This is a genomic window from Limnobacter sp. UBA3528 (genome assembly GCF_002377005.1).
In the GTDB taxonomy this organism is placed as follows: domain Bacteria; phylum Pseudomonadota; class Gammaproteobacteria; order Burkholderiales; family Burkholderiaceae_B; genus Limnobacter.
Genome location: NZ_DFOZ01000048.1, coordinates 308 through 26,231, shown reverse-complemented (window position 1 = coordinate 26,231; position 25,924 = coordinate 308). Strand labels below are relative to the sequence as shown.

Below are 25,924 nucleotides of genomic sequence, written 5' to 3'. Positions count from 1 at the left end.
TAAGCCATGCTTCAAGGGTTGTTGGCAACTTGAGTTGCCCACATCAGTAGTATGCGCACGCAAGAACACCTAAGAAAGACCCTATTTACGTGACATCGATAAAGGTTTTACCGATGACCCGAAAGCAGGGGGATTTCGTGCAGCGTGCAATGGTGGTGCGGGCTGCTGTCAAATATTCATAAAATGGGTGTAACCTTCAGCAAGGATAATTCTGGATCTTCTCGACGGTTGTTTATGAAAAAACTAAATTCGCTTCAAGGCAAAAAACAAAACAAGGGTTTTACCCTGATCGAAATCATGGTGGTTGTCGTCATTCTTGGCATTCTTGCCACGCTGGTAGTGCCGAAAATTATGGGCCGCCCCGATGAAGCCCGTGTGGTTGCTGCCAAGCAGGATATTGCCTCGGTCATGCAGGCACTCAACCTTTACCGCTTGGACAACAGCCGCTACCCCACCACGGAACAAGGCTTGCAAGCCTTGGTGGCCCCCCCTACCACTGAACCTGTACCACGCAACTACAAGCAAGGTGGTTATTTGTCGCGCCTGCCGGTTGACCCTTGGGGCAGTAATTACCAGTTTTTGAGCCCTGGTATTAACGGCGAAGTGGATGTAATGAGCTTTGGTGCAGATGGCAAAGCCGGTGGTGAGGGCGTGAATGCCGACATTGGTTCGTGGAGCCTCTAAGCAGGGATTCACCCTGCTTGAATTGCTGGTGGTGATCGTCGTTCTGTCGATCGCCGCTGGTCTTATTGTGGTGCGCGGCACGCCCGGCGATTCCAATTATCTGGAGTCAGACGCCAAAAAACTGTCACAACTGCTGCGGATTGCGCAGCAAGAATCACTGTTGAAATCCAAAGACATTCGCTTCGTGGCCGGTGATGAGGGTTATACCTTTGAAGAATTCACAGGTAGCCGCTGGGTGCCAGTCACTACGGAGCCCCTGCTGCGCCCCCGCCTTTGGGACAACGGCCCATTCAAAGTGACCTTGATCAATGAGGGTTTGGAAAATAAGTTCCTGACTCTGGAAAGCCAGGCCGGCCTGAAACGCCAGGCCATTGTGCTTCAGCGCAACCAGGTACAAGTGGTGTTGGAAAGCCAGGCCAGTGGTGTATTCAAGGTGAGCAAACCCAACACTGTGCTGAACCGGGCACGCCAGAGCCTATGAAGCAGCAGCGCGGTTTTACCCTGATTGAAGCGTTGGTGGCCATGACCATTATTGCGGTGGCCTTGATTGCCTGCCTGAAGGCGGCCGGCAACTTGAACATTCAACAGGATGAGATGATCAAGCGGCAATATGCGCAGTGGAGTGCAAAAAACACCGCCAATTTTATTCGTGTTGCAGGCGTGTTCCCGAGTGCGCAAACTGCCCAGCAGGCCTGTCCTCAAGGCAATTTCCGCTTTGTATGCCGGGTAGAAATTTCCAACACTCCTAATCCGAATTTCAGGCGGGTAGAAATTCAGGTGCTGGACGCATTCGAAGGCGAACAGGGTAATCAGTTGGCACGCCTGGTGATTTTCTTGAGCAGCGCACCATGAATCACAATGCCAAGGGTTTCACGCTGCTGGAAGTTTTAATTGCCTTGGGCATTGTGTCGGTAATTTCCATTTTGTCCTGGCAGGGGCTACAGGAAGTACTGCGATCGGCCAACCGGGTGACCGCCGTGGATGAACAAATTCAAACCGTGTCAGCGGTGATGTCGCAATTCGAGAAAGATTTGGGCGCACTTGAGTTGACGCTGGATTCACCTACCCCAGAAAGCGACTTGATTGAAGTGACTGGCAATGGGCTGTTGATTCAGTTTACCCAGCGCAACACCAGCGAGCCGGCTTACCGGGAGCGTGTGGAATGGGTGCTCGACGGCACCAACCTTCTGCGTATTGCCCGCCGACAGGCCAACCCGGAGCAACCCTCGATTAGTGACCCAATTGCCACCCTCGGCATGCAAGTGCGCCTGCTGCGAGAACCCGGTGGCTGGAGCAGCCCCGTGGTGTTTGGTAACCACGCCATTCAGGAACGTACCGACCTTGAACTGCAAGGACCCGCATTGCAACTGAACAACGGTGCGCCAGCGCAACGCCCCCCAGGTGGCGAGGACGGTGAGACACCTGGAACGCCGGAGACACCCGAAGGACAGGCGGTGCAAAGCCTGGTGCGCGCAGTTGAAATCAGCTTGACCCAACCCAACAACCAGGCGGTGACTCGGGTGTTTTTGAGTGGTGGGGTGTACTGATGCAAATGCCTCGCCCCCAGACCCAGCAAGGCGCAGCCGTTGTGATGGCGCTGTTCATTGTGGTGCTGTGCACACTGGCGGTAAGCCCTTTGATCTGGAACCTGTTTGCCACTGCAAAAACCATTTCGGTGGCCGCGGCACGCGATCAGGCTGATGCGGTAAGCCGCAGCGGCGTGGACTGGGCCCGGGTTATTTTGCGCGAAGACGCAAGGGTGTCAACTACCGACACCTTGACAGAGCCGTGGGCAGTGCCCTTGGCAGAAAGCCGTATCAATGAAGGTTTGATGCGCAAGGAAGAAAATGCCACGGACATTGATGACCGTGAAGTGGTGCTGACCGGGCGAATTGAAGATGCACAGGGACGATTCAACCTGCGCAACCTGGGTGCCGACAACGCGCGCCAACAGGTGTGGCTGGCTGGCTTTACCAAGCTGAGCGACCTGCTGAGCGTGCCTGCAGACCAGCGTAATTTGCTGGTACAAACCTTGAGCACCATGTTTATGCCCAAGCTGGCCAACCCCGAGGAACAGGGTATCGATCCAAACGCCCTGCCGATTGAGCCTGCGCTGAGATGGGAGGAGTTTCGAGGCAAGTACGGCATTACAGAGGAAACCTGGAACCAGTTACGCCCTTATGTGGCCATTTTGCCCAAAGCCAGTGCGGTCAATGCCAATACTGCATCTGCCGAGGTGCTTTATGCAGTAGTAGAAGAAATGAGTTTCAGCGATGCCCAGCGATTGCTGGCTCAACGAGAAAGGGTCACTTTCCGGAATGTAGCGGATATTCGGGCTGCACTGAATGCAAATGTGACCATAAACAATGATTTAATAACTGTGAGCAGCAACTACTTCCTGGTAGAAGGCACTGCACAGGTGGAGGAGGCGTTGATTCGGACCCGGGCTTTGCTCGAGCGACGAGACCAGCGCGTGTATGTGATGTGGAGACAATAATTGAATAACAACCAACCCTTGTTGGTGATTTGGTGGCCAAAGGCCCTGGACCAAACCCGTGCTGAAGAAGAAGGCCGCATGATACGGCTGCGCTATGAGGTGCTGGCACGAAGCGGTGACAAATTACACGGTGGCGAAGAGGCCCTGAACAAGCTGCCCAAAGACCTGCCTTGCCTGGTGTTGGTAAACCCCACTGAAGTGGGACTGTTTGCCGTTGTACCCCCCAAGTTGACCGGCAACAAACTGAAGGAGGCACTGCCCTTTCTGGTTGAACCTTACCTGTTGAACGAGCCCGAAGAAAACCATGTAAGCCTGTGGGCCAACCTGCCCCACCACACGGGCGGCGCAAAGCTGGCTGCGGTATTGGGCAAAACACGTGCACGCAACATCGTGAGCAGTTGCGCCCAACAAGGCTTGAAGCTTGCAGGCCTAAGCTGTGAAACCCTGCGGGAACGCACAGGAAGTGAAGGCGCTGCATGGTTAAGCGGGCAAGACTTTATTTTGGTAGACGGCATTGACACGCCTTTGTTGACACCCACCGCCCAGGCTGCTGTGTTGAAAGTCATGCTGCAACGCCGATTGCAACAAGCTGGTGCCCCAGTGATTGAATTGAACAACACGGACTACACCTGGTTGAGCAGCCAGGTGGACGGGGCCATGGGCGAAAACAAAATACGGGCCAGTGCACGCGCGCCCATTGAGCCTTTGCCCAGACTGTTGAATAAAAGTCTGCTAAACGCTGACGAACTTCGAAAAATGGGCATGCGCCCCATGGCCAACCAGGCCGGCTTGCGTAAGCTACTTGCGCCCGCTGTGGCCTTGCTGACTGTAGCAGTGGTGGGCCTGAATGTACTGGCCTTTAAAATTGAAAGTGCGAATGCTTCGATTGAAGCCCAAATTAACGAGAGCTATACACAGGCATTGCCCAACACGCCCATGGTGGCTGATCCCTTGTTGTTGATTGAACGCGAAAAACGCAACTTGAACGCGGGGCTGGACACCAGCAACGCCCAAGGTGCAAGCGCCCTGCTTCATGAGGTGGGGTTGGCGATGGAACAGGCGCCCTTCAACAGCATGGTCGATTTTGCCTGGGCCGAGAACACGCTGAGCGTTCGGTTCAATGCCAATGTTTCTGACGACCAGCAAGGTGCCGCCTTGCAGAAACTGAAAGCCCGAAGACTGGACGCCAAGTGGCTGATCGGCGCGCAATCCAACTTGCCTGTTCTGCAAGTGAAGAAGGGAGTGGCGCGATGAAACCCAATGATTTGCTAAACAAGGCACAAGCCCAACTGGACCAACTCAACAGCAGGGAACGGAAACTGGTGACTTACGGCGGTGCGCTGGCTGCCGTTCTGATTGCCTGGTTTGTGCTGATTGAACCAGCACTGCTGACCATACAACAAGGCCCCGCCAACCAAGCGGCGCTGGTGGACAAGGCAGGCCAAGTGATGCGTGCCGCACAAGACCTGGAGGCGTTGCGAGGTGCGCGCTCGCGCGTAGTGGTGCCCGAAAGCGATTTGCAGGCACGCCTGCAACAATTGCTGGAAGAACAGGGAATTTCTGAGCAAGCCACCCTGGTACGCACCGAAGAAGGCGATATTCGGGTGGAATTCAACAATGTTTCAGCCAGCGGCTTTTTGGCCTGGATGGCGCGTGCCGAGGCCATTTCCAGCATCAGCTTGAATTTGGCTGAAGTAGAAAAAGTGGAAGCCGGAGTGCTGAAAGGTTATGTCACCTTGTTGCCAGCCAGCCAGGGAAATACAGGCACACCCCAATGAAACGTTTGCGTGGGTTGTGGCCGTTTTTATTGATCGCCCTGGCAGTGCTGGTGTGGAATTACCCTGTGTATGCCGTATCGGGCGGCATTGAGTCTGCAAGCAAGGGCAAGCTTCGGGTGTTAAGCAGCAATGGGTCTGTGTGGGCTGGTCAAATGCAATTGGGCCTGTCCGATGGCGCGCGGATGTATGCCATTCCAGAGGCACTGGCCTGGCGACTTAAACTGGGCAGCGATGCCGGTTGGCTGGCCATTGAAGTAACTCATCCAAAATTCGTGCAGCCTTTGCATCTGGGATTCAATGGCGCAGGTATTACAGTGAGTGGCGGAGAACTCCGAATGCCCGCAGCCTGGCTGGGTGCAACTGGTGCGCCCTTCAATACCATTCGACCCGAAGGCTTGTTGCAGTTAAGCTGGCTTGAATGGGAAAGCGGCAAGGACATGAATGCCACGCTGAAATGGCTGGATGCCCAATCGGCGTTGGCCAGTATTCGACCCTTGGGTGAATATGTCATCACCGTGACAGGAAATCCTGATACAAGAATAGACATGACACTGGCGACCAACAAAGGCCCCTTGATGCTGGAGGGAAAGGGTCAGTGGACAAACGGACAACGATTTGTATTCAATGGGTATGCCAGTGCACAAGAACGCAGCAAGGATGCGTTGACCGGCTTGCTCAGCCAGATGGGACGACTTGAAGGCGATCGCTATCGCTTGGGTGTATTTTGATGAAAGAAGCAAAAATAAAAGGAACAGTGAGCTTGAACACTGCACGCATGGGACAAATGAAACGCTCGATTTTGAGCATCACACTGGCGTCAATGGGTTTGGGATTGGGTGTTGCAGGCCATGCACAGAACCTGAACCTTCAAAGCACCGCGCGAGTACAAAACAGCCAGGAAGACAAATTTGCATTGAATTTTGTGAATGCAGACATTGACGCTGTGGTGCGTGCAATCGGGTCGTTTACCAATCAAACCTTCGTAGTAGACCCGCGGGTACGCGGCACCATTTCACTGGTTTCGCCTGAGCCGTTGAGCGCCGCCGATGCAAAAAATGCGCTGCTTGCTGCCTTGCGCCTGCAAGGTTTTACCATTGTTGAAAGCGGTGGTATTGCCCGTGTATTGCCTGAAAACGATGCCAAAGTGCAGGCCGACAGCGTAGACCCACGCAAGGCGATGAACCAAAGCGGCAATGCGATTGTGACCCAGGTGTTTCAGCTGAACTATGAGTCGGCCACCGCGCTGGTGCCAGTGCTGCGCCCTTTGATTGCACCGAACAACACAATTGCGGCTTACCCCAACAACAACACGCTGGTGATTACCGATTACGCAGACAACCTGCAACGAATTGCCCGCATTATTGCCAGCATTGATGGCCCTTATTCAGGCGACCTGGAAGTGGTGCCTCTTGAGCACGCCCTGGCTGTGGACTTGGCTGCCATTCTGGGACGCATGCTGGATGAAGGCAACCGGGGCACCGGCGCGGCAGTTGATGCAGGTCAACGCTTGTCAGTGATGGCCGACCCCCGCACCAATTCATTGCTGTTGCGCACGCCGAGTAAAGCCCGCCTTAACCTGGCGAAGGCCTTGATTGCCAAACTGGACCAACCCACCAAGCAACCCGGAAATGTGTGGGTGGTATACCTGAAAAATGCGGAGGCGGCCAAGCTGGCCAAAACATTGCAGGCAGTATTGAGCAGCAGCCCGATTTCCGACAACAACAGTTCTTCCGGCTTGAGTTCATTGTCTGGCGGCGGGGTGGGTGGTTTGGGTGATACCTCCAACACCAACAACAGCACACGTAACATCACCAACGGCAGCGCTGGCTTGGGTTCAAGTAGCCTGGGCTCGTCGCTGGGTGGTGGCACCTCCAGCGGGCAGTTGAGCGCCGCCTCTGGCAACGTAGACCTGAACAATGGCGGCATTGTACAGGCCGACCCATCCACCAATTCGCTGATTATTACCGCCCCTGAACCCATTTATCGAAACCTGCGCTCCATCATCGAGAAGCTGGATGTGCGCCGTGCGCAAGTATTTGTGGAGTCGCTGATTGTTGAGGTGTCAACCGACAAAGCGGCCGAGTTTGGCATACAGTTTCAAGGCTTGTCAGGCGTGGGCGCAGATGGTGTTCGAGTGATCGGCGGCACCAACTTCAACGACCCCGGTTCAGGCAGCAACATTCTGGGCGCAGCCACCAACCTGGGTTCGGTGGGCCGTGGCCTGAACATCGGTGTGATTGACGGGCAAGTGAATATTCCCGGCATCGGTACTATTTCCAACCTTGGCTTTCTGGCCAGGGCACTGGAAAGCAAAGCCAACGCCAACATTCTTTCAACGCCAAATATCCTGACGCTGGACAATGAAGAAGCCAAAATCGTGATTGGCCAAAACGTGCCGTTCATTACCGGGCAGTTCACCAACAGCGGCGGCAACGGTGCAACCGTCAACCCCTTCCAGACGATTGAGCGGCAGGACGTTGGCCTGACCCTGCGCGTGAAGCCGCAAGTGTCGGAAGGTGGCATTGTGAAGCTGGGTATTTTTCAGGAAGTCAGCTCGGTGGTGGACAGCACCAACGTGTCGGGCATCATCACCAACAAGCGGTCCATTGAAAGCAATGTGCTGGTAGAAACTGGCAACATCATTGTGCTGGGTGGCCTGGTGGAAGACCGTGTCACTGGCAACGAAGAGAAGGTGCCGGGACTGGGCGATGTTCCGGTGCTGGGGCAGTTTTTCCGGTATGACAACCGCCGCCGCCAGAAAACCAACCTGATGGTGTTTTTGCGCCCCGTGGTGGTTCGCAACGAAGACCAGGCCCAAAGCATTGTGACCAACCGCTACGACTACATGCGCCAGTTGCAACAGGAAAACCAGCCCGAGAAGCGTTTTGGATTGCCCAATATGGAAGCGCCCGTGCTGCCAAGCCGCCGCCCTGCCGATGTAGCGCGACCCAACACGGTAGCGCCTGCCCAAAGCAATGGCGATTCAATCAACCTGACGCCAAGCAACCGTATTTTGGTGATTCCCCGCGCGGGTGAAAGCAGTGGCAATTCGGATGTGGGTCCCAATGGCGGGAGAATTGTGAGGGGCGGTGGAAGCAATGAAAGTAGCTCGAATTTCGGCACAGCGCCCACCGGGAGTAACAAACCTTGAGCGAGTTGCGCTTCAATCCACAAACAGTTGGCCGCCTGCACTATGGTTTTGCGCGACAAAACCAGGTGCTGTGTCTGGACGCACAAAGTGAATTGTGGCGTTTGGCCTTTAGCCCACGCACGCCCAGCCACGCATTGATTGAAGCACAGCGTGTTGCCCCCTGCCCCATTGACTGGGTGTTTTGCGAAGACTCAGTGGTGCTGGAAAAAACAATTAACCAGGCCTATTCAAACCAGGAAACCAGCGCAGCCGCCGTGGCGGATGAAGTGGCAGGCGACCTGGACCTTGACCAGTTGATGCAAGACATTCCTGCAGTGGAAGACCTGCTGGAAACCGAAGACGACGCGCCAATCATTCGCATGATCAACGCCCTGTTGACCCAAGCCAGCCGCGATGGAGCGTCGGATATTCACATTGAGGCATTCGAAACCCATTCAGCGGTTCGCTTTCGCGTGGACGGCACTTTGCGCGATGTGTTGCAGCCACGCCGTGAACTGCACTCGGCCCTGATTTCGCGTATCAAGATTATGGCCAGCCTGGACATTGCCGAGAAACGCCTGCCGCAAGATGGCCGCATTACCTTGCGTATCGGTGGCAAGCCCATGGATGTGCGGGTTTCAACCTTGCCCACAGGCCACGGCGAAAGGGCCGTGCTGCGTTTGCTGGACAAAGAAGCAGGCCGGCTTGAACTGAGCCGCTTGGGCATGCCGGAGCACACGCTGAAAGAAATGGACCGCCTGTGCAACATGCCACACGGCATTATTCTGGTCACGGGGCCAACGGGGTCCGGTAAAACCACCACACTGTACGCGGCGCTTTCACGCATCGATTCTTCGACCACCAATGTGATGACGGTGGAAGACCCGGTGGAATACGACTTGCCCGGCATTAGCCAAACACCTGTGAATGCAAAAATCGACATGACTTTTGCCAAGGCCCTGCGGGCGATTTTGCGCCAGGACCCCGACGTGATCATGATTGGTGAAATCCGCGACCTTGAAACCGCGCAAATTGCGGTTCAGGCCTCGCTGACCGGCCACCTTGTGTTGGCTACCCTGCACACCAACGATTCAGTAAGCGCGGTTACGCGCCTGGTTGACATGGGTGTTGAACCGTTTTTGTTGTCCTCCAGCCTGTTGGGTGTATTGGCCCAGCGCCTGGTTCGCCGGCTTTGCCCGCACTGCAAAACCAGCACTGTGGATGAACAAGGCCACACGCACTGGCATGCCAATGGCTGTGACCAGTGCGGCCACACAGGCTACATTGGCCGTACCGGCGTATACGAATTGTTTACCATCGACGATGAATTGCGCACCATGGTGCACAACGAAAATGCGGAAGCCGAAATGCGCCAGCGCGCGCAGGCCAAGGGTATGAAGAACATGCGGGAAGACGGCCAACGCTGGGTAGACAGTGGTACGACTACACTTGAAGAACTGCTTCGAGTCACGAGAGACTGAACGAGAGACTAAGCAAACATGGCAGTTTTTCGATACGAGGCATTAAACGCCCAAGGCAAAACAGTCAAAGGCTCGATGGAGGCCGACTCCCCCCGTGCAGCGCGCAACCAGATGCGCATGCAGGGCATGACCCCGATTGAAGTGCTGGAGGTAGGCAGCGCAAAAATGACTGGCAAAAAAGCCGGGCGTTTTGACCGCGAACTGAGCAACCGGGAGGTGGTGCTGTTGACCCGCCAACTGGCCAGCCTGCTGCAAGCTCGTCTTGCACTGGCACAAGCCTTGGCTGCGCTGGTTGAGCAGGCTGAAAAACCCTTGATTCGGGAACGCATCAACAGCATTCGCTCTGAGGTTGTTTCTGGCACACCACTGAGCCAGGCGCTTGCGCAATACCCCAAAGCCTTTCCTGAAATGTATGTGGCCACCGTGGCTGCGGGTGAAAACACCGGTGATTTGGGCGGCGTTCTGTCCAAACTGGCCGACGCACTTGAGGCCCGCCAAGCCCTGCAGCAAAAGGTGAGCGCCGCCTTTATTTACCCAGCGATTGTGACCTTGGTGGCACTGATGGTAGTGATCGGCCTGCTGACCTATGTAGTGCCCCAGGTGGTCTCGGTGTTTGAAAGCAGCAACCAGGAATTGCCCACACTCACGGTGGTCATGATCGCCCTTTCAGACCTGCTTCGGGACTGGGGCTGGCTGATGGCTTTGGTGATCGCGATTGCGGTTTACCTGTTTCGCAATGCGCTAAAAAACAAAGCCTTCAAACTGAAATTCGATGAATTCGTACTGACCATTCCCGTGGTGGGCCCCTTCATCCGCGCCGTGAACACTGCGCGTTTGGCCTCTACACTTTCGATACTGGTGGGCAGCGGCGTTCCTATTTTGAAAGCGCTGGCTGCAGCCAACCGCACCTTGGGTAACAGCGCATTGCAATTGGCCATGGTTGATGTGCAGGAGCGCGTGAAAGAAGGCAGTGGTTTGAGCAAAGCCATGGGTAAAAGTGGTTTGTTTCCGCCTGTATTGACCCACCTTGTGGCCAGCGGTGAGGCCACGGGCCAGCTTGCAGCCATGCTGGAACGCGCTTCGGAAAGCCAGCGCACCGAGGTTGAACGCAAGGCCATGTGGCTCACCAGCCTGATGGAACCCATACTTATTTTGGTGATGGGCCTGATTGTGTTATTGATTGTGCTGGCGGTGATGATGCCGATTATTGAAGTCAACCAACTGATCCAATGAACATACAAAGCAGAACAGAAATTGGACAAGACACCATCCGCGTGATGCTGGTGGACGACGACGACCGCATACAGCAAGCTTTGCGTCTTGCGATTGAAACCCACCCTGAATTGAACCTGGTGGGGCAAGCTTACACCTTGAAAGACGCCATGGCCGTGGTTGAGGAGCTGCAACCTGAAGTGGTGCTGGTTGACCTGGGCCTGCCTGATGGCAGTGGATTGGAGTTGATTGCTCACATTCACCAACACATGCCGGGTTGCGAGAGCATGGTATTGACCGTGTTTGGTGATGAGTCACATGTGATTTCGAGTATTGAAGCAGGCGCCACAGGCTACTTGACCAAGGACACGCGCACTGCCGATATTCTTAATCGATTGAAACAACTGCGTGCAGGTGGCTCGCCAATCAGCCCTGTGATTGCGCGGCGCTTACTGAACCGGTTTCGCGGTGTCGCCACGCCCGATCAACTTCCCACCAGTAAAACGGCGGTGAATCAGGAATTCACGCCCCTGTCTGAACGGGAACAACAAGTACTGGAAATGGTCGCCAAGGGATTTATGCAAGCTGAGATTGCAGACATTCTTGGGGTATCGATCAACACCATCAGCACCTACATCAAACGCATTTACAAAAAACTTGCCGTGAATTCCCGCACCAGCGCAGTTCACCGCGCGAACGCCTTGGGATTGATCAATTTAAAAGACTGCTGAAACAATGCCAAGTGCTCAATTGAAGCCCACAACTAGCTGGGCAAAACAACTTGGCCTGTTTTATGTATTTGCCGTGTGTATCGCACTGAGCGGCGCAGCCCTGCTTTTTTACCAAATTGGCAAGGCCACGCCCACAGACCCCAGTGCCATTGAACTGACCATGGCCCGTTTTGCAGTGCACCGCGATTACCAAACCGAACCACCTGCACACCTGGCCACCGCCCCGGCGGTGCTGCTGCCTCACCGAATCGACAATAAGCTGCGTGGCCCGGGTGGTTTTTACTGGTATGAAATGGATTTCAGTGTGCTGCCCGATAGCCGCGTTGAAGCACTTTACATTCCACGCTTTGCCATGAATGCCGAGGTATACCTGAACGGCGAGCGCATTGGGTACTTTGGCCCCATGACAGGCGAATACGCAGAACGCAACTGGAATCGCCCCCAAATTTTGAACCTGGGTGCCCGGGTACTGCAACCCGGCAAAAACACACTGGCCATTCAAGTGCGCGCCTTTCCCGATTACCTGGCTGGTTTGTCTTCCATTTGGCTGGGCTCGGACGAGAACCTGCGAGAAGCCTACCGTTCACGTTACGAAGTGCAAGTGACCTCGGTTTACCTCAGCACAGCTTTTGTGTTGGGCGCGGGCATTGTGCTGACCATTCTGATTGGCATGGGCAAAACACGCAGCGGCCTGTTAATGCTGCTGGCTGCCACCTGTTTTTTGTGGGGCATCCGGAACCTGGCATTTTTAACCACGGTGCCGCCCGTTGAACACGGGCTGTGGATACAAATTACCCAGGGCGGTTTGCTGGTATTTGCCAGCGTGATAGTGCTGTTGATTCTTTTGTACTGCCGTGTGCCCAAACACCGGCTTGAATGGAAAATATGGGGTGCCTACACCGCAAGCTTTCCAGTGCTGCTAATGATTAACGAGAACTGGGCGCTACGCTTGGTTGGGTACTACGGCATTCTTGGCTTGTGCATGTACAGTTGGAACGTTCTTCAATTGATGCGCTATGGCAACAGCAAACAATCGCTGGCGCCGCATGCCTTCGGATTCGGTTTGCTGTGTTACATGGCCTTAAGTGTGTCTGACCTGCTTTTTCTCGCAGGTATTTTGCCCTTCGATGGTTACTTTTTAAACCAGTACATGGGCATTGCCATGTTTTTGGCCATGAGCTACTTTTTGATTGACCGCTACAGCGGTTTGCTGGCTGAGTCGGACCGCTTCAATGAAACACTTCAAAGCCGCCTGATGGAGCGTGAGGCCGAACTGGCTGCGCAGTACCAGCGCATGCAGAAAATTGACGAAGACAAGGTGAAGATGGCCGAGCGCCAGCGCTTGATGGCCGACATGCACGATGGTTTGGGTGCCCACCTGGTGGCTGCGATTCACCACCTGCAGTCCTCCAACTTCAACCGTAAAAATACATTGAACCTGCTCGAGTCGGGCTTGCGGGATTTACAACTGACCATAGATTCGCTTGAGCCGATCGAAGACGACCTGACCACCTTGCTGGGCGCGTTCCGTTACCGGATTGCCGACAATATGCGCAGTGCAGGTATTCGACTGCATTGGGGTATTGACGAAAACATACCCCCTATTCCCTATCTGGATGCGCGCAACTGCCTGCATGTTCTGCGGATTGTTCAGGAAATTTTTACCAATATACTGAAGCACGCCAACGCCAGCGAAGTCAGCCTGCAGGTTTCAAGGGGACCAAAATATGTGGGTGTTCAGATTCAAGACAACGGCGTAGGATTTGTGTTGGAAAGAAGCCAGCACGGCAGGGGTCTGAAAAACCTGAAACAACGTGCCAGCGCTTTGGGTGGCAGCATCGATATTCATTCCGAGGCTGGGCAAGGCACCCGTTTTCTGCTCAAATTACCTTTGGACACCTAAACCGGCAAATCATGAACGCGCGAGATCTTGATCACATTGTAGCCAAGCCAGTCGGCGTGATCTTGGTCGAGGATGAGCCCGCCACGCAAGACCACCTGACCCGTGTAATCGACTCTTCCCCGCACATGAAATTGCTGGGTGTGGCCAGCACGGTTCAAGACGCATACTCCCTGTTGTTCATGACCAATCCGAAGGTTGCGCTGATCGATTTGGGTTTGCCTGATTCATCGGGCATTGAAGTGATTGAGTGGTTGAGCAAACACAAACCCGAAACCGAGTGCCTGGTAATTACTGCATTTGGTGATGAAGACCATGTGGTGAGAAGCCTGGAAGCTGGTGCAAGTGGTTACCTGCTGAAAGATTATTCCAACGAGGAATTGATTGAGCATATTCTGGAAGTGGCCAATGGGGGCTCGCCCATCAGTCCGCTGATTGCACGCCAATTGCTGTCGAAGATGCAAACGCCACGCACTGTCGACGCAGAATATCCACAAAACAAGGCTGAGCAGGATGAATCACAAAAAGCCTGCAGCATTACCGACCGGGAATTGAAGGTGATTCAGCAAGTGGCCCGCGGTTTTACCGCGCAGGAAATTGCAGCGCAAATGGGCATTTCCACCCACACGGTGGCCACCCACGTGAAGCGCATCTACAAAAAGCTGCATGTGCACAGCAGGTCTGAAGCGGTGTATGAAGCCACCCTTCTGGGACTGCTTGACCTTTGAACCCGGAACGCGCTGACCGCCTGTTTATTGGGCGTTTTCTGCTACTTTTTGTGGCCACCCTGCTTGTGGCGTTGCTGGGCACATTCAATGCGCCGCTGCCTGCTTTGGGCGACAGTAATTCGCACCAGCAAGCCTACATGTTTCAACAAGCCAAGGTACTTTTTTCCAGTGACCCCACCTTGAGCGCCAGTGATGTTTTGTCGCTGAATGCCAAGAAAACAGTGGTGTTACCCGACTCATGGGATAGCACCCAACCCGGATTCGAAGGCCAGGGCTGGTATCAAATCGACTTCCGCCTGGACCCCGACAAACCAGCCCCCAACGCAGTGTTCATGCCCAGGGCCATCATGAATGCCCATGCATACCTGAATGGCCACTGGATTGGCGGCTTGGGCACGCTGGAAGGTGACATTACCCGGCACTGGAACTACCCCTACCTGTTTCAGTTTTCACCCGACCTGCTCACCCCCGGCAACAACACCTTGTTGATTCAGGTGGCAGGTTACAAAAACTACCGAAGTGGATTAGGCCGGGTGTGGATGGGGCCAAACAGCGTGCTTGAGCCCATGTATGACTCGTCCTATCGCTGGCAGGTGACCGGATCGATGCTGGCCACCTTGGTGGCTTTTGCCAGTGGGTTGCTGCTGCTGTTGTTTGCCAGGGTTTTTCGGGAACAGGAAGGTTTTCTGTTTTTCAGCCTGGCCGTGATTGTTTTTGCGGTTCGTAACACCGGCTATTTCATGGACTGGATTCCCCTGCCCCACGCACAGTGGGGGCAACTGGTACACAGTCTGCATGCCTGGTTTGCCTGCCTGTATGGGCTGTTCCTGATCCGCTACATGAACCTGGGCTGGACCTGGATTCCGAAGGGCCTGGCGGCCTATGCCGCGGCCGTGTCGCTGATTACATTCATCGCCAACAGCGATCAAATCCTGAATTTCACATTTTGGCTGCTGTTGCCGGTAATCCCGGTGGTGTTTGTTCTCAATGTGCTGCTGCTCAGTCATTCATGGCGTACACGCAATTTTGAGGGTGCCATACTGGGTTGCAGCTCGCTGCTGTTTGTACTGCTCAGCATTCGTGATTTGGCCACCATGCTGAACCTGCTGCCAATTGAGTCCATACTGTTGTCGCAGTACACCGGCATTTTGTTGTTTGTGTCGGCCTGCTGGGTTATTTTCAGGCGTTACCGCGCCCTGTTGCAAGAACTGAAAACGTCCAATGACTCGCTGAACTCTGAGTTGGCCATTCGCGAACAACAGCTGTTTCGCCAGTTCAATTTGCTTCGCAAAATTGAGCAGCAACGCGCCCAGGACGATGAGCGCCGGCGAATCATGCAAGACATTCACGACGGGGTTGGATCCAGTTTGGTATCGGCCCTGAACCTGAGTGAAACCAAGCCACTGAGCCAGGATGAAATGCGCGATGTACTGCAGGAATGCCTGGATGATTTGCGTATGGCCATTGATTCACTCGACCCACAAAGTGATGACCTGCTGGCATTGTTGGGCAACTTCCGCTGGCGTTATGAACGCCGCTTGAAAGCCAGTGGGGTTTCGCTGCTGTGGAGCGTGGCCGACATTCCCAAACTGGAAGGATACAGCTCTCGCGATTTGTTCGATTTGCTGCGAATTGTGCAGGAGATTTTTGCCAACAGCCTGAAACACGCCAAGGCCAGCAAAATTGAACTGAGTGTGCGTTGGGACGAGGCCAATGACAAGGTGCTGCTGAACATCAGCGACAATGGTGTAGGCATGCCCCACAACACACTGGGGCGAGGGCGTGGTTTGGCGCACATGAAAATTCGGGCCAAAGCCATTCGCATCGAGCTTTACACAGGCCGCAACAGCCAGGAACAAGGCGTTGCCGTGTTCATGGCCATTCCCAGAATGCGCAGAAAGTGAAACTGAATGTATTGATTAAGCAGTTATTTAGCTTACTTCCGCATTCAGTTTGTTCCACATGGCACGGCCTGCCCGGCTGATGTAAGGCTTGCCAATGCTGCCTGAAATCCACGCGCCGGTTTGTACCAGTTTGTTCAGGTTCAAACCGGTTTCAATCCCCATGCCTTGCAACAGGTACACCACATCCTCGGTGGCCACATTGCCAGTGGCACCTTTGGCATAGGGGCAGCCGCCCAAGCCAGCGATCGAGCTGTGAAATGTGGACACACCCAACTGCAAGGCAGCCAGTATATTGGCCAAGGCTTGCCCATAGGTGTCGTGGAAATGGCCAGCCACATTTTGCAAACCCACACTGTAACCCACAGCCTCAAACACCTGGCTAACCCGCAGTGCCGTGCCCACGCCAATGGTATCGGCCACATCAAATTCCTGCACGCCAATGTCTCGTAAACGCAAGGCCACCTCGGCTGCGCTTTGCACGGACACTTCGCCTTGATAGGGGCAACCCAAGGCGCATGAAATGGAACCGCGCAAATGAATGTTGTGCGCACGGGCCAGTTCAGCCACAGGTTTGAAACGCTCGATGCTTTCAGCGATGGTGCAGTTGATGTTTTTTTGCGTGAAGGCTTCCGAGGCAGCCGTGAACACAACCGCCTCCTGCACCCCGGCTTCAATTGCTGCTTCCATGCCTTTCAAATTGGGCACCAGCGCAGAGTAGGAAACCGTGCGGTCCTGCAACTCGGACAGAGCTTGAAGACCTGCAAGCACATCAGCACCGTCAGCCATTTGCGGCACCCACTTGGGCGACACAAAGGCTGCAGCTTCCAGCCGGTGAATACCCGCTTCAATCAGTTGCTTGCACAGTTCAATCTTGATGGCTGTGGAAATGGGTGTTTTCTCGTTCTGTAGACCATCGCGTGGGCCCACTTCAACAAGAGTGACACGGCCTGGAAGTTTGATCATGCTCATTTTGAATCGTCGTTTTCAGAAAAATGAATAAGCTCGGTGCCCTCGGTCACCTGATCGCCCACCGGGTGGGGAATGGACTGCACCACACCATCGCAGGGGGAGTTCAAGGTGTGTTCCATTTTCATGGCTTCCAGGCCAATCAAGGGTTGGCCTTTCTTCACGGTGTCACCCACTTTTACAAACACGGCGAACACCTTGCCTGGCATGGGTGCAGCCACACCGTGGGCATCATGCCCTTGATCAGCTCGAATGTGCGCTGGGTTCTGCCATTGCAGATTCGTTTGTTCAGCACCCACATGAATGCTGAGGTTGTCGCCATGCCAGATCAAATCAAAAGCACTGCCCGCGTGTGGGCCAGTCTCAACCAAACCTTTCAATCGAGGCAAAGCACTGCGCTGTTCTTGCGGGCTTAGGGCCAATTGCAAAGCGAAGCCGGCACACTGAACAAGGGCTTGCTGCCCACGCACCGACACATGCGTGTGTGTGGCCAAAGCGGTGTCGCGATTGAACCAGCGGTCTTCCCGCAAAGGGGGTGAACTGGAGTAAAAACCATCCAGTGTCGCGAGTGGGTCTTGGGTGGACTTGTTGTTCTGGTGTTGATGAAGGGCCCACCGCGCAAGGCCAGCCAGCGCATGCAAGGTGTCGGAATCAATCGGGGTAGGTGCGTCAGTGGGGGTGCTCATTCGATCAATCAACCCGGTGTCGTAACCGCCTGCTGCGAATTCAGGGTTCAAGCACAGGCTGCGCAACCAGGCCAAATTGTTTTTCACGCCCACACAACGCAGTTGCGCCAAGGCGTTGGCCAACTTGTTCAAGGCCGCTTCACGCGTGGGCGCCCAGGTAATCAGCTTGCCGACCATGGGGTCGTAGTAGGGCGACACAGCCAGGCCTGACCGCATGGCGGAATCCAGGCGAATACCGGCAGTTCGCCCTGCATGGGTGCCGGTGCGAAACTCGATTGCATCGGGTGCTTCCCACAATTCAACCGTACCAATTGCAGGCAAGAATCCCTGCTCTGGGTTCTCGGCGTACAGGCGCGCTTCAAATGCGTGACCATCAATGTGAATGGTTTCCTGCGTGGCGGGCAATGGCAGGCCAGCCGCAATTTCAATTTGCCATTGCACCAAGTCAAAGCCGGTGATCATTTCGGTAACAGGGTGTTCCACTTGCAAGCGCGTGTTCATTTCCATGAAATAAAACTCGCCACGTGCGTCCAGCAAAAACTCCACAGTGCCTGCACCCACATAATTCACGGCCTTGGCCACTTGCACAGCCGTGCGCCCGAAGGCTTCGCGTTGCGCTTCAGTGAGACCAAATGCAGGGGCTTCTTCAATTACTTTTTGATGGCGGCGCTGCGCTGAACAATCTCGTTCGAACAAATGCACCACATTGCCATGGGTATCGGCAAACACCTGAACCTCGACATGGCGAGGTTGGATGATCTGTTTTTCCAGCATCACTGTGGCGTCGCCAAATGCGTTTTTCGCTTCGCGCTGACAACTTTCCAGTGCGGCCTGCAACTCGGCTGCACTGTTCACAATGCGTATGCCTTTGCCACCGCCGCCGGCCACCGCCTTGATCATCAACGGAAAACCAATTCTCTCAGCTTCAGCCTGCAAGGTATTCAGCGACTGGTCTGCACCAAAGTATCCGGGAATCAGCGGCACACCCGCGGGTTGTACGCAGGCCTTGGCCTCACTTTTACTGCCCATGATCCGAATGGCTTCTACACCGGGGCCGATGAAGGTGATGTTTGCATCGGCACAAGCCTGCGCAAATGCAGCATTCTCGGACAAAAAACCATAGCCAGGGTGTATGGCCTGTGCACCAGTTTGCCTGGCCGCGGCGATTACTTTGTCGATGTTCAGGTAGCTTTGCGCGGCCTCTGGCTCGCCAAGGCACACGGCTTCATTGCACTCCTGCACATGCAGGGCCTTCGCGTCGGCAGTGGAGTACACGGCGACGGTTTGAATACCCATGGCTTGCGCGGTGCGGTTGATTCGGCGGGCAATTTCGCCACGGTTGGCAATCAGTATTTTGGTGAACATTTTTAAATAACCCGGTTAGCCAACCCACTTCGGTTTGCGTTTTTCCATGAAAGCCATCATGCCCTCTGCGGCCTCGGCACTGCCTCGAACAGCTGCAAGACGTGCTGCCACTTCCGCGTGTGTTTCATCGGCAGTGATGTCCATGCGGGAAACATCGCGCACCAGCTTTTTACAAGCGGCCATGGCATCGGGGGCGCAACTGTCCAGCTCGGCAAGAATGGATTCCAGCTTGGCGTCCAGCGTGTCGGGTGTGGTCAATTCGTGCACCATGCCCAATTCATAGGCCTTCTCTGCAGTGAATGTTTCACCAGTGATGAAGTAACGGCGCGCAGCCTGAACCCCCATGGCCTGCACCACGTAGGGGCTGATGGTGGCGGGAATCAAACCCCGCTTTACCTCCGGCAAACTGAACTTCACGTTGTTGCTGGCCACAATAATGTCGCTGGCGCTGACCAGGCCGGTTGCGCCCGCAAGGCACAAGCCATGCACACGCGCCACCACGGGCTTGGGGCATTCCGCAATGCCGCGAAACAGGCTGGTCAATGTGATGGCGCTTTGCTGATTTGTATTGGAAACCGCAGCGGCTTGCTGCGCCATTTGCATCATGTAGCCCAAGTCGGCGCCCGAGCAAAATGCGTCGCCATGGCCAGCCAGCACAATGGCGCGTGTTTCAGTGTCACTGCCCAAGCGTTGAAAAGCCTCCACCAGCATGGCGATCATTTCGCCATTCATGGCATTTTTAATCTGTGGGCGGTTCAAGGTCAGCCACACGGATTTGCCCTTTCGGGTCTCAATCACAGGCTTTTCAGTCGATTGTTCTGTCATTTCAAAGTCTCCGTTCTTTTTATTGTATTTATTACATTCTGTACACGCCGAACTTCGTGTCCGGAATGTCAGCATTCAGGCTGGCTGAAATGGCCATGCCCAGAATGCGGCGTGTGTCCGCAGGGTCGATCAAACCGTCGTCCCAAAGCCTTGCGGTGGCGTAATACGGCTGGCTTTGCTCATCAAACTGTTTCAGTGTGGGGGCCTTGAACTCGGCCTCTTCTTCCTTGCTCCAGGTGCCGCTTTTGGCTTCAATTTGATTCCGCTTCACCGTGGCCAAAACACCAGCGGCCTGTTCACCACCCATCACGCTGATGCGCGCATTGGGCCACATCCACATAAAGCGCGGGCTGTAGGCACGACCACACATGCCGTAATTGCCAGCACCGAATGAACCACCAATGACCACCGTGAATTTGGGCACCTTTGCACAGGCCACCGCCATCACCATTTTTGCGCCATGGCGTGCAATGCCTTCGTTTTCTACTTTCTTGCCCACCATGAAGCCCGTGATGTTTTGTAAAAACACCAGGGGAATTTTGCGCTGGCAACACAGCTCGATGAAATGTGCACCCTTCTGGGCGGACTCAGAAAACAAAATGCCGTTGTTGGCCACAATGCCAACAGGCATGCCGTACAGGCGGGCAAAACCGCACACCAGCGTGCTGCCAAAACGGGCCTTGAATTCATCGAATTCGCTGCCATCGACCATGCGGGCAATAATGTCGCGCACGTCGAAAGGTTTTTTCGCATCCACTGGCACAATGCCGTAAATTTCTTCGGCGCTGTACAGGGGTTCTCTGGATTCGCTCAAGGCCCATGGGTAGCGCTTCTCGGGCCGACCCAAATTGGCCACAATGCGGCGTGCAATTTCCAAAGCATGTTGATCGTTCTCGGCCAGATGATCGGCCACACCCGACAAACGGGTGTGAACATCGGCACCGCCCAGTTCTTCGGCGCTGACAATTTCGCCCGTGGCGGCTTGCACCAAGGGTGGGCCACCCAGAAAAATCGTGGCCTGGTTTTTCACGATAATGGCTTCGTCGCTCATGGCTGGCACATACGCGCCACCCGCCGTACAACTGCCCATGACCACCGCAATTTGCGCAATGCCTTGCGCACTCATATTGGCCTGGTTGAAAAAAATTCTTCCGAAGTGATCGCGATCGGGAAACACTTCGTCTTGATTGGGCAGGTTGGCCCCTCCAGAATCGACCAGATAAATACAGGGCAAGTTGTTCTCGGCTGCCACTTCTTGCGCACGCAGATGCTTTTTCACGCTGAGCGGATAATAAGTACCGCCCTTCACCGTGGCGTCGTTGCACACAATCATGCAGTCCACACCGCTAACACGGCCGATGCCGGCAATGGCGCCTGCACCTGGCGCAGCACCACCATACATGCCCCATGCCGCCAGGGGTGCCAGCTCCAGAAACGGTGAACCAGGATCGAGCAAACCTGCCACGCGCTCACGGGGTAACAGCTTGCCGCGTGCTGTATGGCGCTCATTGGCCACTTTGCCACCACCCTGCGCCACCACCGCCAAATTGGCTTTTAACTCATCGACCAGTTTTTTTAGCGCTGCTGAATTGGCTGCAAAGTCGGGGCGGTTTTTAACATTGTTGGAATCGAGAACAGCCATGTTTAGAACGGCCCCTGCACAACCCAGCGGCGCAATTGTTCCATGCGGTCCTGACCCCAGAATGGTTCACCGTCCACCACAAAATAAGGTGCACCGAACATGCCGGCATCGATGGATTCCTGCACTGCGGCTTTCATTTGTTCTTTCACCGCGTCGGTTTGTGCAGCAGCAACAACCGCGGCACCATCCAGGTCGATCGAATCGGCAATGGCTTGCACTGTGGAGTCTTCGGTGATGTCCTGCCCGTTTACGAAATAAGCCTTGTAAAGCGCACGCGTCATTTCACCGGCTTTCTCGGGTTGCGTGTTCAACACCTGCAAAATGGCACGCGATGCTGTGGTCGGATTGATCGGGAATTTCTTGGGCCAGTTAATTTGCAGCCCATGAAAACGCGCAGTGCGAGCAAAGTCTTTCGCAGAATATTTGCCCTTGGCCGGGTTCATCATGGGAGGGGTGTTGCCCGTGGTTTTGAACACAAAGCCCAACAAGGTGGGCTTGTAATTCACGGTGCGCTGGCCCGCAGCGGCGATTTCTTCAATTTGCTCGGCAGCCACGTAGCTGTACGGGCTGGTCAGGTCGAAATAGAAATCAATCGTTTGTTTGGTTGTCATGGTGCTATTCGGCTCCAGATTGGGGTTGTTCTGGTGATTCTATCGAACTTAAGCCCCTGTTCGCAGCACCGGCTTGCGCCTTGTCAGGAAAAAAGCCAACCCAGCCACTGGCTGGCCCAGGGTTGCTTTGAAACCCACATGAATACAGCATAACCGCCCCACCACAACAACAGCACCAACAGGGCGGCCAACACAGTGAATACGTAACCAGCCAGCACCAGCCTGCCGTCGCGCACCCGTAAACCAAAAGTAATACACACCATGGCCGCAGCCGGCAGCACATTGTCGAATGAGGCAAAAGGCACTGGCGCAGCCATGCAAAGGCCTGCAAAAGCCAACACCAAGCCGTTGACCGGGCGCATGCGTGGGTGACTCATGATGAACAGGCGTGGCTTGCTGTGGGGCGCAACCCGACGAATGAACACACCCAGAATGGTTTTTAAAACACTGGCGGCTTTGGGTGGCAGGCGCTTTTCCCCAATTGATTTGGGAATTGGGATACCGAAACCCAGCGCATAACCCACACCCAGAAGAAAAGTAAGGTAACCAAGACTGGTGGCCACACCCGGAATGCCAAACGGCAACAGCAAAGGCAAGGCGGCCAATCCAATCCATGTGAGCTGCTGCTTGGGGCTTCGGCCAATGGCATCGGCCACCTTGGCTTGGGCCATGTTGTCGGCAAACAGCACCACACGCCGCCATGCATAAGGCAGGTTCTGCAGCGAATTGTCGAGATCAGCGGGTTGTTTCAATGGAGCGGGGTGCGAATGAAGGCACTTCATCTTAGGCGAATTTGAACACACCGGTGATGACACCTACCACTTTCGAGCGAAGGGTAAGCCCGATAGACAACTTCACCACCAAAGCATCACTCTAGGTGATGATGCATTTGCCTGAGGAGATGCCATGATCAAGCGTTCGATTCACACTATTCTCGTGTCGACCACAGCCCTTCTTGCCCAGCCCGTCTTGGCCGAGCGGTTCCCCGATGTGCCCCGCCCAATCGATTATTTTGTGAACGGCGAAGAAATTCTCACTGTGAATACCCTGCGCGACGAGATTCGGGCACAAGGCAATTTTGCGCTGGGCAAAGCATTGCTTACAATTGGTCGCGACGATCTTCTCGGCCTGAACCGCAGCCTGAGCAGCTTTGAAACCGGCACGCTGGAAACACCCTTGGGCGGTGAATTCAATTGACGCCAACAAAAAGGGCTGCATTGCGGCAGCCCTTTCGTGAACCTAACTCAAAACAACAATCAAGCGGCTTGCTTGGTGGCCTGCTTTGCTGCTGCCTTGCGGCCTGAAGATTTTTTACCAGCGGCTGCGCCTGCTTTCGCAAACTCCAGCACACCGTCTTCAATCTTGCCTTTCTTTAGCACAGGTCGGTCGGCCAGGTAGTTGTTCACCACTGTCCAGGGTGCAGCCGGGCCTTGCTTGGGCAAGCGATCGGCAGCACGCTTCATGTAACCCGCTTCCAGGTCGAACATCGGTGTGTCGTCGGCTTCAACACCCTCGGCGTTGGGCACCACGCGGGTGTAACCATGCTTGTCCATGTGGTTGATCACCCGGCACACAAACTCGGCGGCCAGGTCGGCTTTCAATGTCCATGAGGCATTGGTGTAACCGAACACCATGGCAAAGTTGGGGATGCTGCTCATCATCACGCCCTTGTAGCTCATCACCTCGCCCACGTTCACAGGCGTGCCGTCCACTGTTGCGGTCAAGCCACCCAGAATCTGCAAGTCAAGGCCAGTGGCGGTAATGATGATATCGGCTTCCAGAACCTGACCACTTTTCAGCTTGATGCCATTGCTGACAAATGTGTCGATGTGGTCGGTCACGATGTCAGCCTTGCCTTTTTTCAACACCTTGAACAAATCACCATCGGGCACCACGCACAGGCGCTGGTCCCAAGGGTTGTAGCTGGGGGTAAAGTGCTTCATGTCAAAGTCTTTGCCCATGCGTGCACGGGTAGCACCCAACAACAAACGCTTAATCGCTTGTGGGCGCTGCTTGCTCAACTTGAAAATCAAACGCTGCAAACCAATGTTGCGGGCTCGGCCAATGTTGTACACCCAAGTGTCGGGCATGAACTTTTTCAGCACCACGGAAACCGGATCAACAGATGGAATGGACGCGATGTAAGTAGGTGAACGCTGCAACATGGTCACATGGCTCGCGGTGTCAGCCATGGCAGGCACCAAGGTAATGGCGGTTGCGCCACTGCCAATCACCACCACGCGCTTGCCGGCGTAGTCCAGGTTTTCGGGCCATTGCTGTGGGTGAACCACGGTGCCCTTGAAGTTCTTGATGCCCGGAAATTCAGGGCTGTAGCCTTTGTCGTAGTTGTAGTAACCGGTGCAACCCAGCAAGAAATTGCTGGTAAACACCTGCTTCTCGCCGGTTTCCTCGATAACGCCTTCAACAGTCCACTGGTTGGCTTCGGAATCCCAATTGGCGGCAGTCACCTTCAAACCAAACTGAATGTCTCTGGTGACATTGTGTTCTTTGGCGGCTTCGGTCACGTACTCGCGGATCTCCTGGCCATTGGCCAACACTTTCTCGCCTTTCCAGGGCTTGAAGCTGTAACCCAGGGTGAACATGTCAGAGTCAGAACGAATGCCTGGGTAACGGAACAAATCCCAAGTGCCTCCGATGGCTTTGCGACGTTCCAGAATTTTGATGCTTTTGCCCTTGCAGTTCTGCTTGATGTGGCATGCTGCACCAATGCCAGACAGCCCGGCGCCGATAATCAGTACGTCTACGTGTGGATTGTTCATTGTTTTGTCCCCGTGGTTTGACCGTTCATGTGACTTTTTGTATTGTCAGTTGAGAGAATAGTGGCGAGCCGGGTCTGTTGGCTAGTAAGAAATACTCTAAACTGGGCTAACTATTACACAGAGCAAGGGAAAATGGAATTTCTTGAAACGCTGAAACAGCGCCACAGTGTGCGTGCTTTTGACCCCAAACCTGTACCCAGCGAGGTACTGGAACGCCTACTTCAACAGGCTGCACTGTCACCAAGTTGGTCGAATACGCACCCTTACAGAATTGCCCTGGCCACCGGCGATGTGCTGGAAAATTTGCGTAGCGAACTGTACGGACGCTTTCAGGAAACCATCAAACTGCAACGTGGCGGCAAGCTGGCGCAAATTAAAGGACTATTGACCCGCAGCAAGGGCATTCCCGATGGTGATGTAAAACCTGTAGTGAACTACCCCAAAGACTTACAAGCTCGCCGCGTGGAGTGTGGCAAAGGCTTGTATGGCGTGCTGGGTGTGGCCCGAAATGATTTGAAAGCCCGCGACCAGGCCATGGCAGAGAACTTTCGCATGTTTGGTGCCCCCGCAGCCGCGTTTGTATTTGTGCACGAAGGCGTGGGCATTTACAGCGCGCTGGATGCTGGCATTTTTCTGCAAAGCCTGATGCTGGCTGCCACCAACGAAGGTTTGGGCACCTGCGCGCAGGGCGCGCTGGGCTTGTTCCGTTCCCCCTTGGACAAGCATTTCGATATTCCGAAGCAGTACAACTTGTTGTGCGGTGTGGCGATTGGCTATGAACTGGATTTGCCGGTGAACAAGTTTCAGCCCGAGAAAATTGCGGCGAGTGAATTGATGCTGCCCAAGCGTGGGGGCTAAATGCACGCTGTTTAACAACTGAATCGGCTTGGGTTCAGCTGTCTCGCAGCTTTCTTAATCGCCCAATTGGCTTGGGTTCAGCTGTCTCGCAACTTTCTTAATCGCCCAATTGGCTTGGGTTCCGCTCTCTCGCCAGAAAACCTGTT

24 protein-coding genes are annotated in these 25,924 nt (G+C 54.7%); 17 read left to right on the top strand and 7 right to left on the bottom strand.

Annotated elements, in window-relative coordinates:
• Positions 1-234: 234 nt before the first annotated feature.
• Genes gspG through B4N58_RS13290 form a run of 15 tightly spaced genes read left to right on the top strand, consistent with a single transcriptional unit; the run spans position 235 to position 16,045 of the window.
• Positions 235-684 (top strand): type II secretion system major pseudopilin GspG, encoded by a 450-nt coding sequence (gene gspG, locus B4N58_RS13360; RefSeq protein ID WP_008247498.1) that lies wholly within the window; start codon positions 235-237, stop codon positions 682-684.
• Entirely contained in the window at positions 656-1,165 is a 510-nt protein-coding gene (locus B4N58_RS13355) for a prepilin-type N-terminal cleavage/methylation domain-containing protein (RefSeq protein WP_008247496.1), read from the top strand. The genes gspG and B4N58_RS13355 overlap by 29 nt, the downstream gene beginning before the upstream one ends.
• The gene (gene gspI, locus B4N58_RS13350) at positions 1,162-1,536 is read left to right on the top strand and encodes a type II secretion system minor pseudopilin GspI (protein WP_008247492.1); all 375 of its coding nucleotides are present in this window, start codon (positions 1,162-1,164) and stop codon (positions 1,534-1,536) included. The genes B4N58_RS13355 and gspI overlap by 4 nt, the downstream gene beginning before the upstream one ends.
• A complete protein-coding gene (locus B4N58_RS13345) occupies positions 1,533-2,231 on the top strand; it encodes a PulJ/GspJ family protein (RefSeq protein WP_291750253.1) in 699 nt (232 codons plus the stop codon). The genes gspI and B4N58_RS13345 overlap by 4 nt, the downstream gene beginning before the upstream one ends.
• A complete protein-coding gene (gene gspK, locus B4N58_RS13340; protein ID WP_291750250.1) occupies positions 2,231-3,181 on the top strand; it encodes a type II secretion system minor pseudopilin GspK in 951 nt (316 codons plus the stop codon). Before B4N58_RS13345 ends, gspK begins: the two co-directional genes overlap by 1 nt.
• A complete protein-coding gene (gspL, locus tag B4N58_RS13335) occupies positions 3,182-4,435 on the top strand; it encodes a type II secretion system protein GspL (protein ID WP_291750247.1) in 1,254 nt (417 codons plus the stop codon).
• Complete coding sequence (gspM, locus tag B4N58_RS13330) at positions 4,432-4,959, top strand: type II secretion system protein GspM (RefSeq protein WP_291750244.1); 528 nt, start codon at positions 4,432-4,434, stop codon at positions 4,957-4,959. Before gspL ends, gspM begins: the two co-directional genes overlap by 4 nt.
• On the top strand, positions 4,956-5,687 hold the full coding sequence (gene gspN / locus B4N58_RS13325; protein ID WP_008247484.1) for a type II secretion system protein N: 732 nt from the start codon (positions 4,956-4,958) through the stop codon (positions 5,685-5,687). The genes gspM and gspN overlap by 4 nt, the downstream gene beginning before the upstream one ends.
• The gene (gene gspD, locus B4N58_RS13320) at positions 5,687-8,110 is read left to right on the top strand and encodes a type II secretion system secretin GspD (RefSeq protein ID WP_008247481.1); all 2,424 of its coding nucleotides are present in this window, start codon (positions 5,687-5,689) and stop codon (positions 8,108-8,110) included. Before gspN ends, gspD begins: the two co-directional genes overlap by 1 nt.
• Entirely contained in the window at positions 8,107-9,570 is a 1,464-nt protein-coding gene (gene gspE, locus B4N58_RS13315; protein ID WP_008247479.1) for a type II secretion system ATPase GspE, read from the top strand. Before gspD ends, gspE begins: the two co-directional genes overlap by 4 nt.
• Before the next feature lie 18 nt (positions 9,571-9,588).
• The gene (gene gspF / locus B4N58_RS13310) at positions 9,589-10,803 is read left to right on the top strand and encodes a type II secretion system inner membrane protein GspF (protein WP_008247478.1); all 1,215 of its coding nucleotides are present in this window, start codon (positions 9,589-9,591) and stop codon (positions 10,801-10,803) included.
• Positions 10,800-11,513 carry a response regulator transcription factor gene (locus tag B4N58_RS13305; protein ID WP_291750237.1) on the top strand — a complete coding sequence of 238 codons (714 nt, stop codon included), beginning with the start codon at positions 10,800-10,802 and terminating at the stop codon, positions 11,511-11,513. Before gspF ends, B4N58_RS13305 begins: the two co-directional genes overlap by 4 nt.
• Positions 11,514-11,532: 19 nt before the next feature.
• Positions 11,533-13,416 carry a sensor histidine kinase gene (locus B4N58_RS13300; RefSeq protein WP_291750234.1) on the top strand — a complete coding sequence of 628 codons (1,884 nt, stop codon included), beginning with the start codon at positions 11,533-11,535 and terminating at the stop codon, positions 13,414-13,416.
• An 11-nt stretch (positions 13,417-13,427) separates the two neighbouring features.
• Positions 13,428-14,141, top strand: coding sequence for a response regulator (locus tag B4N58_RS13295; RefSeq protein ID WP_008247474.1), 714 nt, complete (start codon positions 13,428-13,430; stop codon positions 14,139-14,141).
• Positions 14,138-16,045 (top strand): sensor histidine kinase, encoded by a 1,908-nt coding sequence (locus B4N58_RS13290; protein ID WP_291750231.1) that lies wholly within the window; start codon positions 14,138-14,140, stop codon positions 16,043-16,045. Before B4N58_RS13295 ends, B4N58_RS13290 begins: the two co-directional genes overlap by 4 nt.
• Positions 16,046-16,072: 27 nt before the next feature.
• On the opposite strand, the gene B4N58_RS13285 is transcribed toward B4N58_RS13290, so the two are convergent.
• The 6 genes from B4N58_RS13285 to B4N58_RS13260 all read right to left on the bottom strand — a co-directional run bounded on the left by B4N58_RS13285 (position 16,073) and on the right by B4N58_RS13260 (position 22,892).
• Complete coding sequence (locus tag B4N58_RS13285) at positions 16,073-17,005, bottom strand: hydroxymethylglutaryl-CoA lyase (RefSeq protein WP_414673839.1); 933 nt, start codon at positions 17,003-17,005, stop codon at positions 16,073-16,075.
• 5 nt (positions 17,006-17,010) lie between these two features.
• Positions 17,011-19,062, bottom strand: a complete 2,052-nt coding sequence (locus B4N58_RS13280) for an acetyl/propionyl/methylcrotonyl-CoA carboxylase subunit alpha (RefSeq protein WP_291750225.1) — start codon at positions 19,060-19,062, stop codon at positions 17,011-17,013.
• A 15-nt stretch (positions 19,063-19,077) separates the two neighbouring features.
• Entirely contained in the window at positions 19,078-19,887 is an 810-nt protein-coding gene (locus B4N58_RS13275) for an enoyl-CoA hydratase-related protein (protein WP_291750222.1), read from the bottom strand.
• A gap of 31 nt (positions 19,888-19,918) precedes the next feature.
• On the bottom strand, positions 19,919-21,529 hold the full coding sequence (locus B4N58_RS13270; protein ID WP_291750220.1) for a carboxyl transferase domain-containing protein: 1,611 nt from the start codon (positions 21,527-21,529) through the stop codon (positions 19,919-19,921).
• A 2-nt stretch (positions 21,530-21,531) separates the two neighbouring features.
• A complete protein-coding gene (locus tag B4N58_RS13265) occupies positions 21,532-22,140 on the bottom strand; it encodes a 2-hydroxychromene-2-carboxylate isomerase (protein ID WP_291750217.1) in 609 nt (202 codons plus the stop codon).
• Positions 22,141-22,223: 83 nt separating this feature from the next.
• Positions 22,224-22,892, bottom strand: a complete 669-nt coding sequence (locus tag B4N58_RS13260; RefSeq protein WP_198006770.1) for an exopolysaccharide biosynthesis protein — start codon at positions 22,890-22,892, stop codon at positions 22,224-22,226.
• A 154-nt stretch (positions 22,893-23,046) separates the two neighbouring features.
• On the opposite strand from B4N58_RS13260, the gene B4N58_RS13255 reads away from it, so the two are divergent.
• Positions 23,047-23,337: a hypothetical protein gene (locus B4N58_RS13255; protein WP_291750212.1), complete on the top strand. Its 291-nt coding sequence runs from the start codon at positions 23,047-23,049 to the stop codon at positions 23,335-23,337.
• Between the two features lie 59 nt (positions 23,338-23,396).
• Here the strand turns inward: B4N58_RS13255 and B4N58_RS13250 are convergent, their stop codons facing one another.
• Positions 23,397-24,920: a flavin-containing monooxygenase gene (locus tag B4N58_RS13250; protein WP_291750210.1), complete on the bottom strand. Its 1,524-nt coding sequence runs from the start codon at positions 24,918-24,920 to the stop codon at positions 23,397-23,399.
• A 132-nt stretch (positions 24,921-25,052) separates the two neighbouring features.
• Between B4N58_RS13250 and B4N58_RS13245 the strand changes: the two genes are divergently transcribed.
• On the top strand, positions 25,053-25,778 hold the full coding sequence (locus B4N58_RS13245) for a nitroreductase (protein WP_291750208.1): 726 nt from the start codon (positions 25,053-25,055) through the stop codon (positions 25,776-25,778).
• Positions 25,779-25,924: the final 146 nt, after the last annotated feature.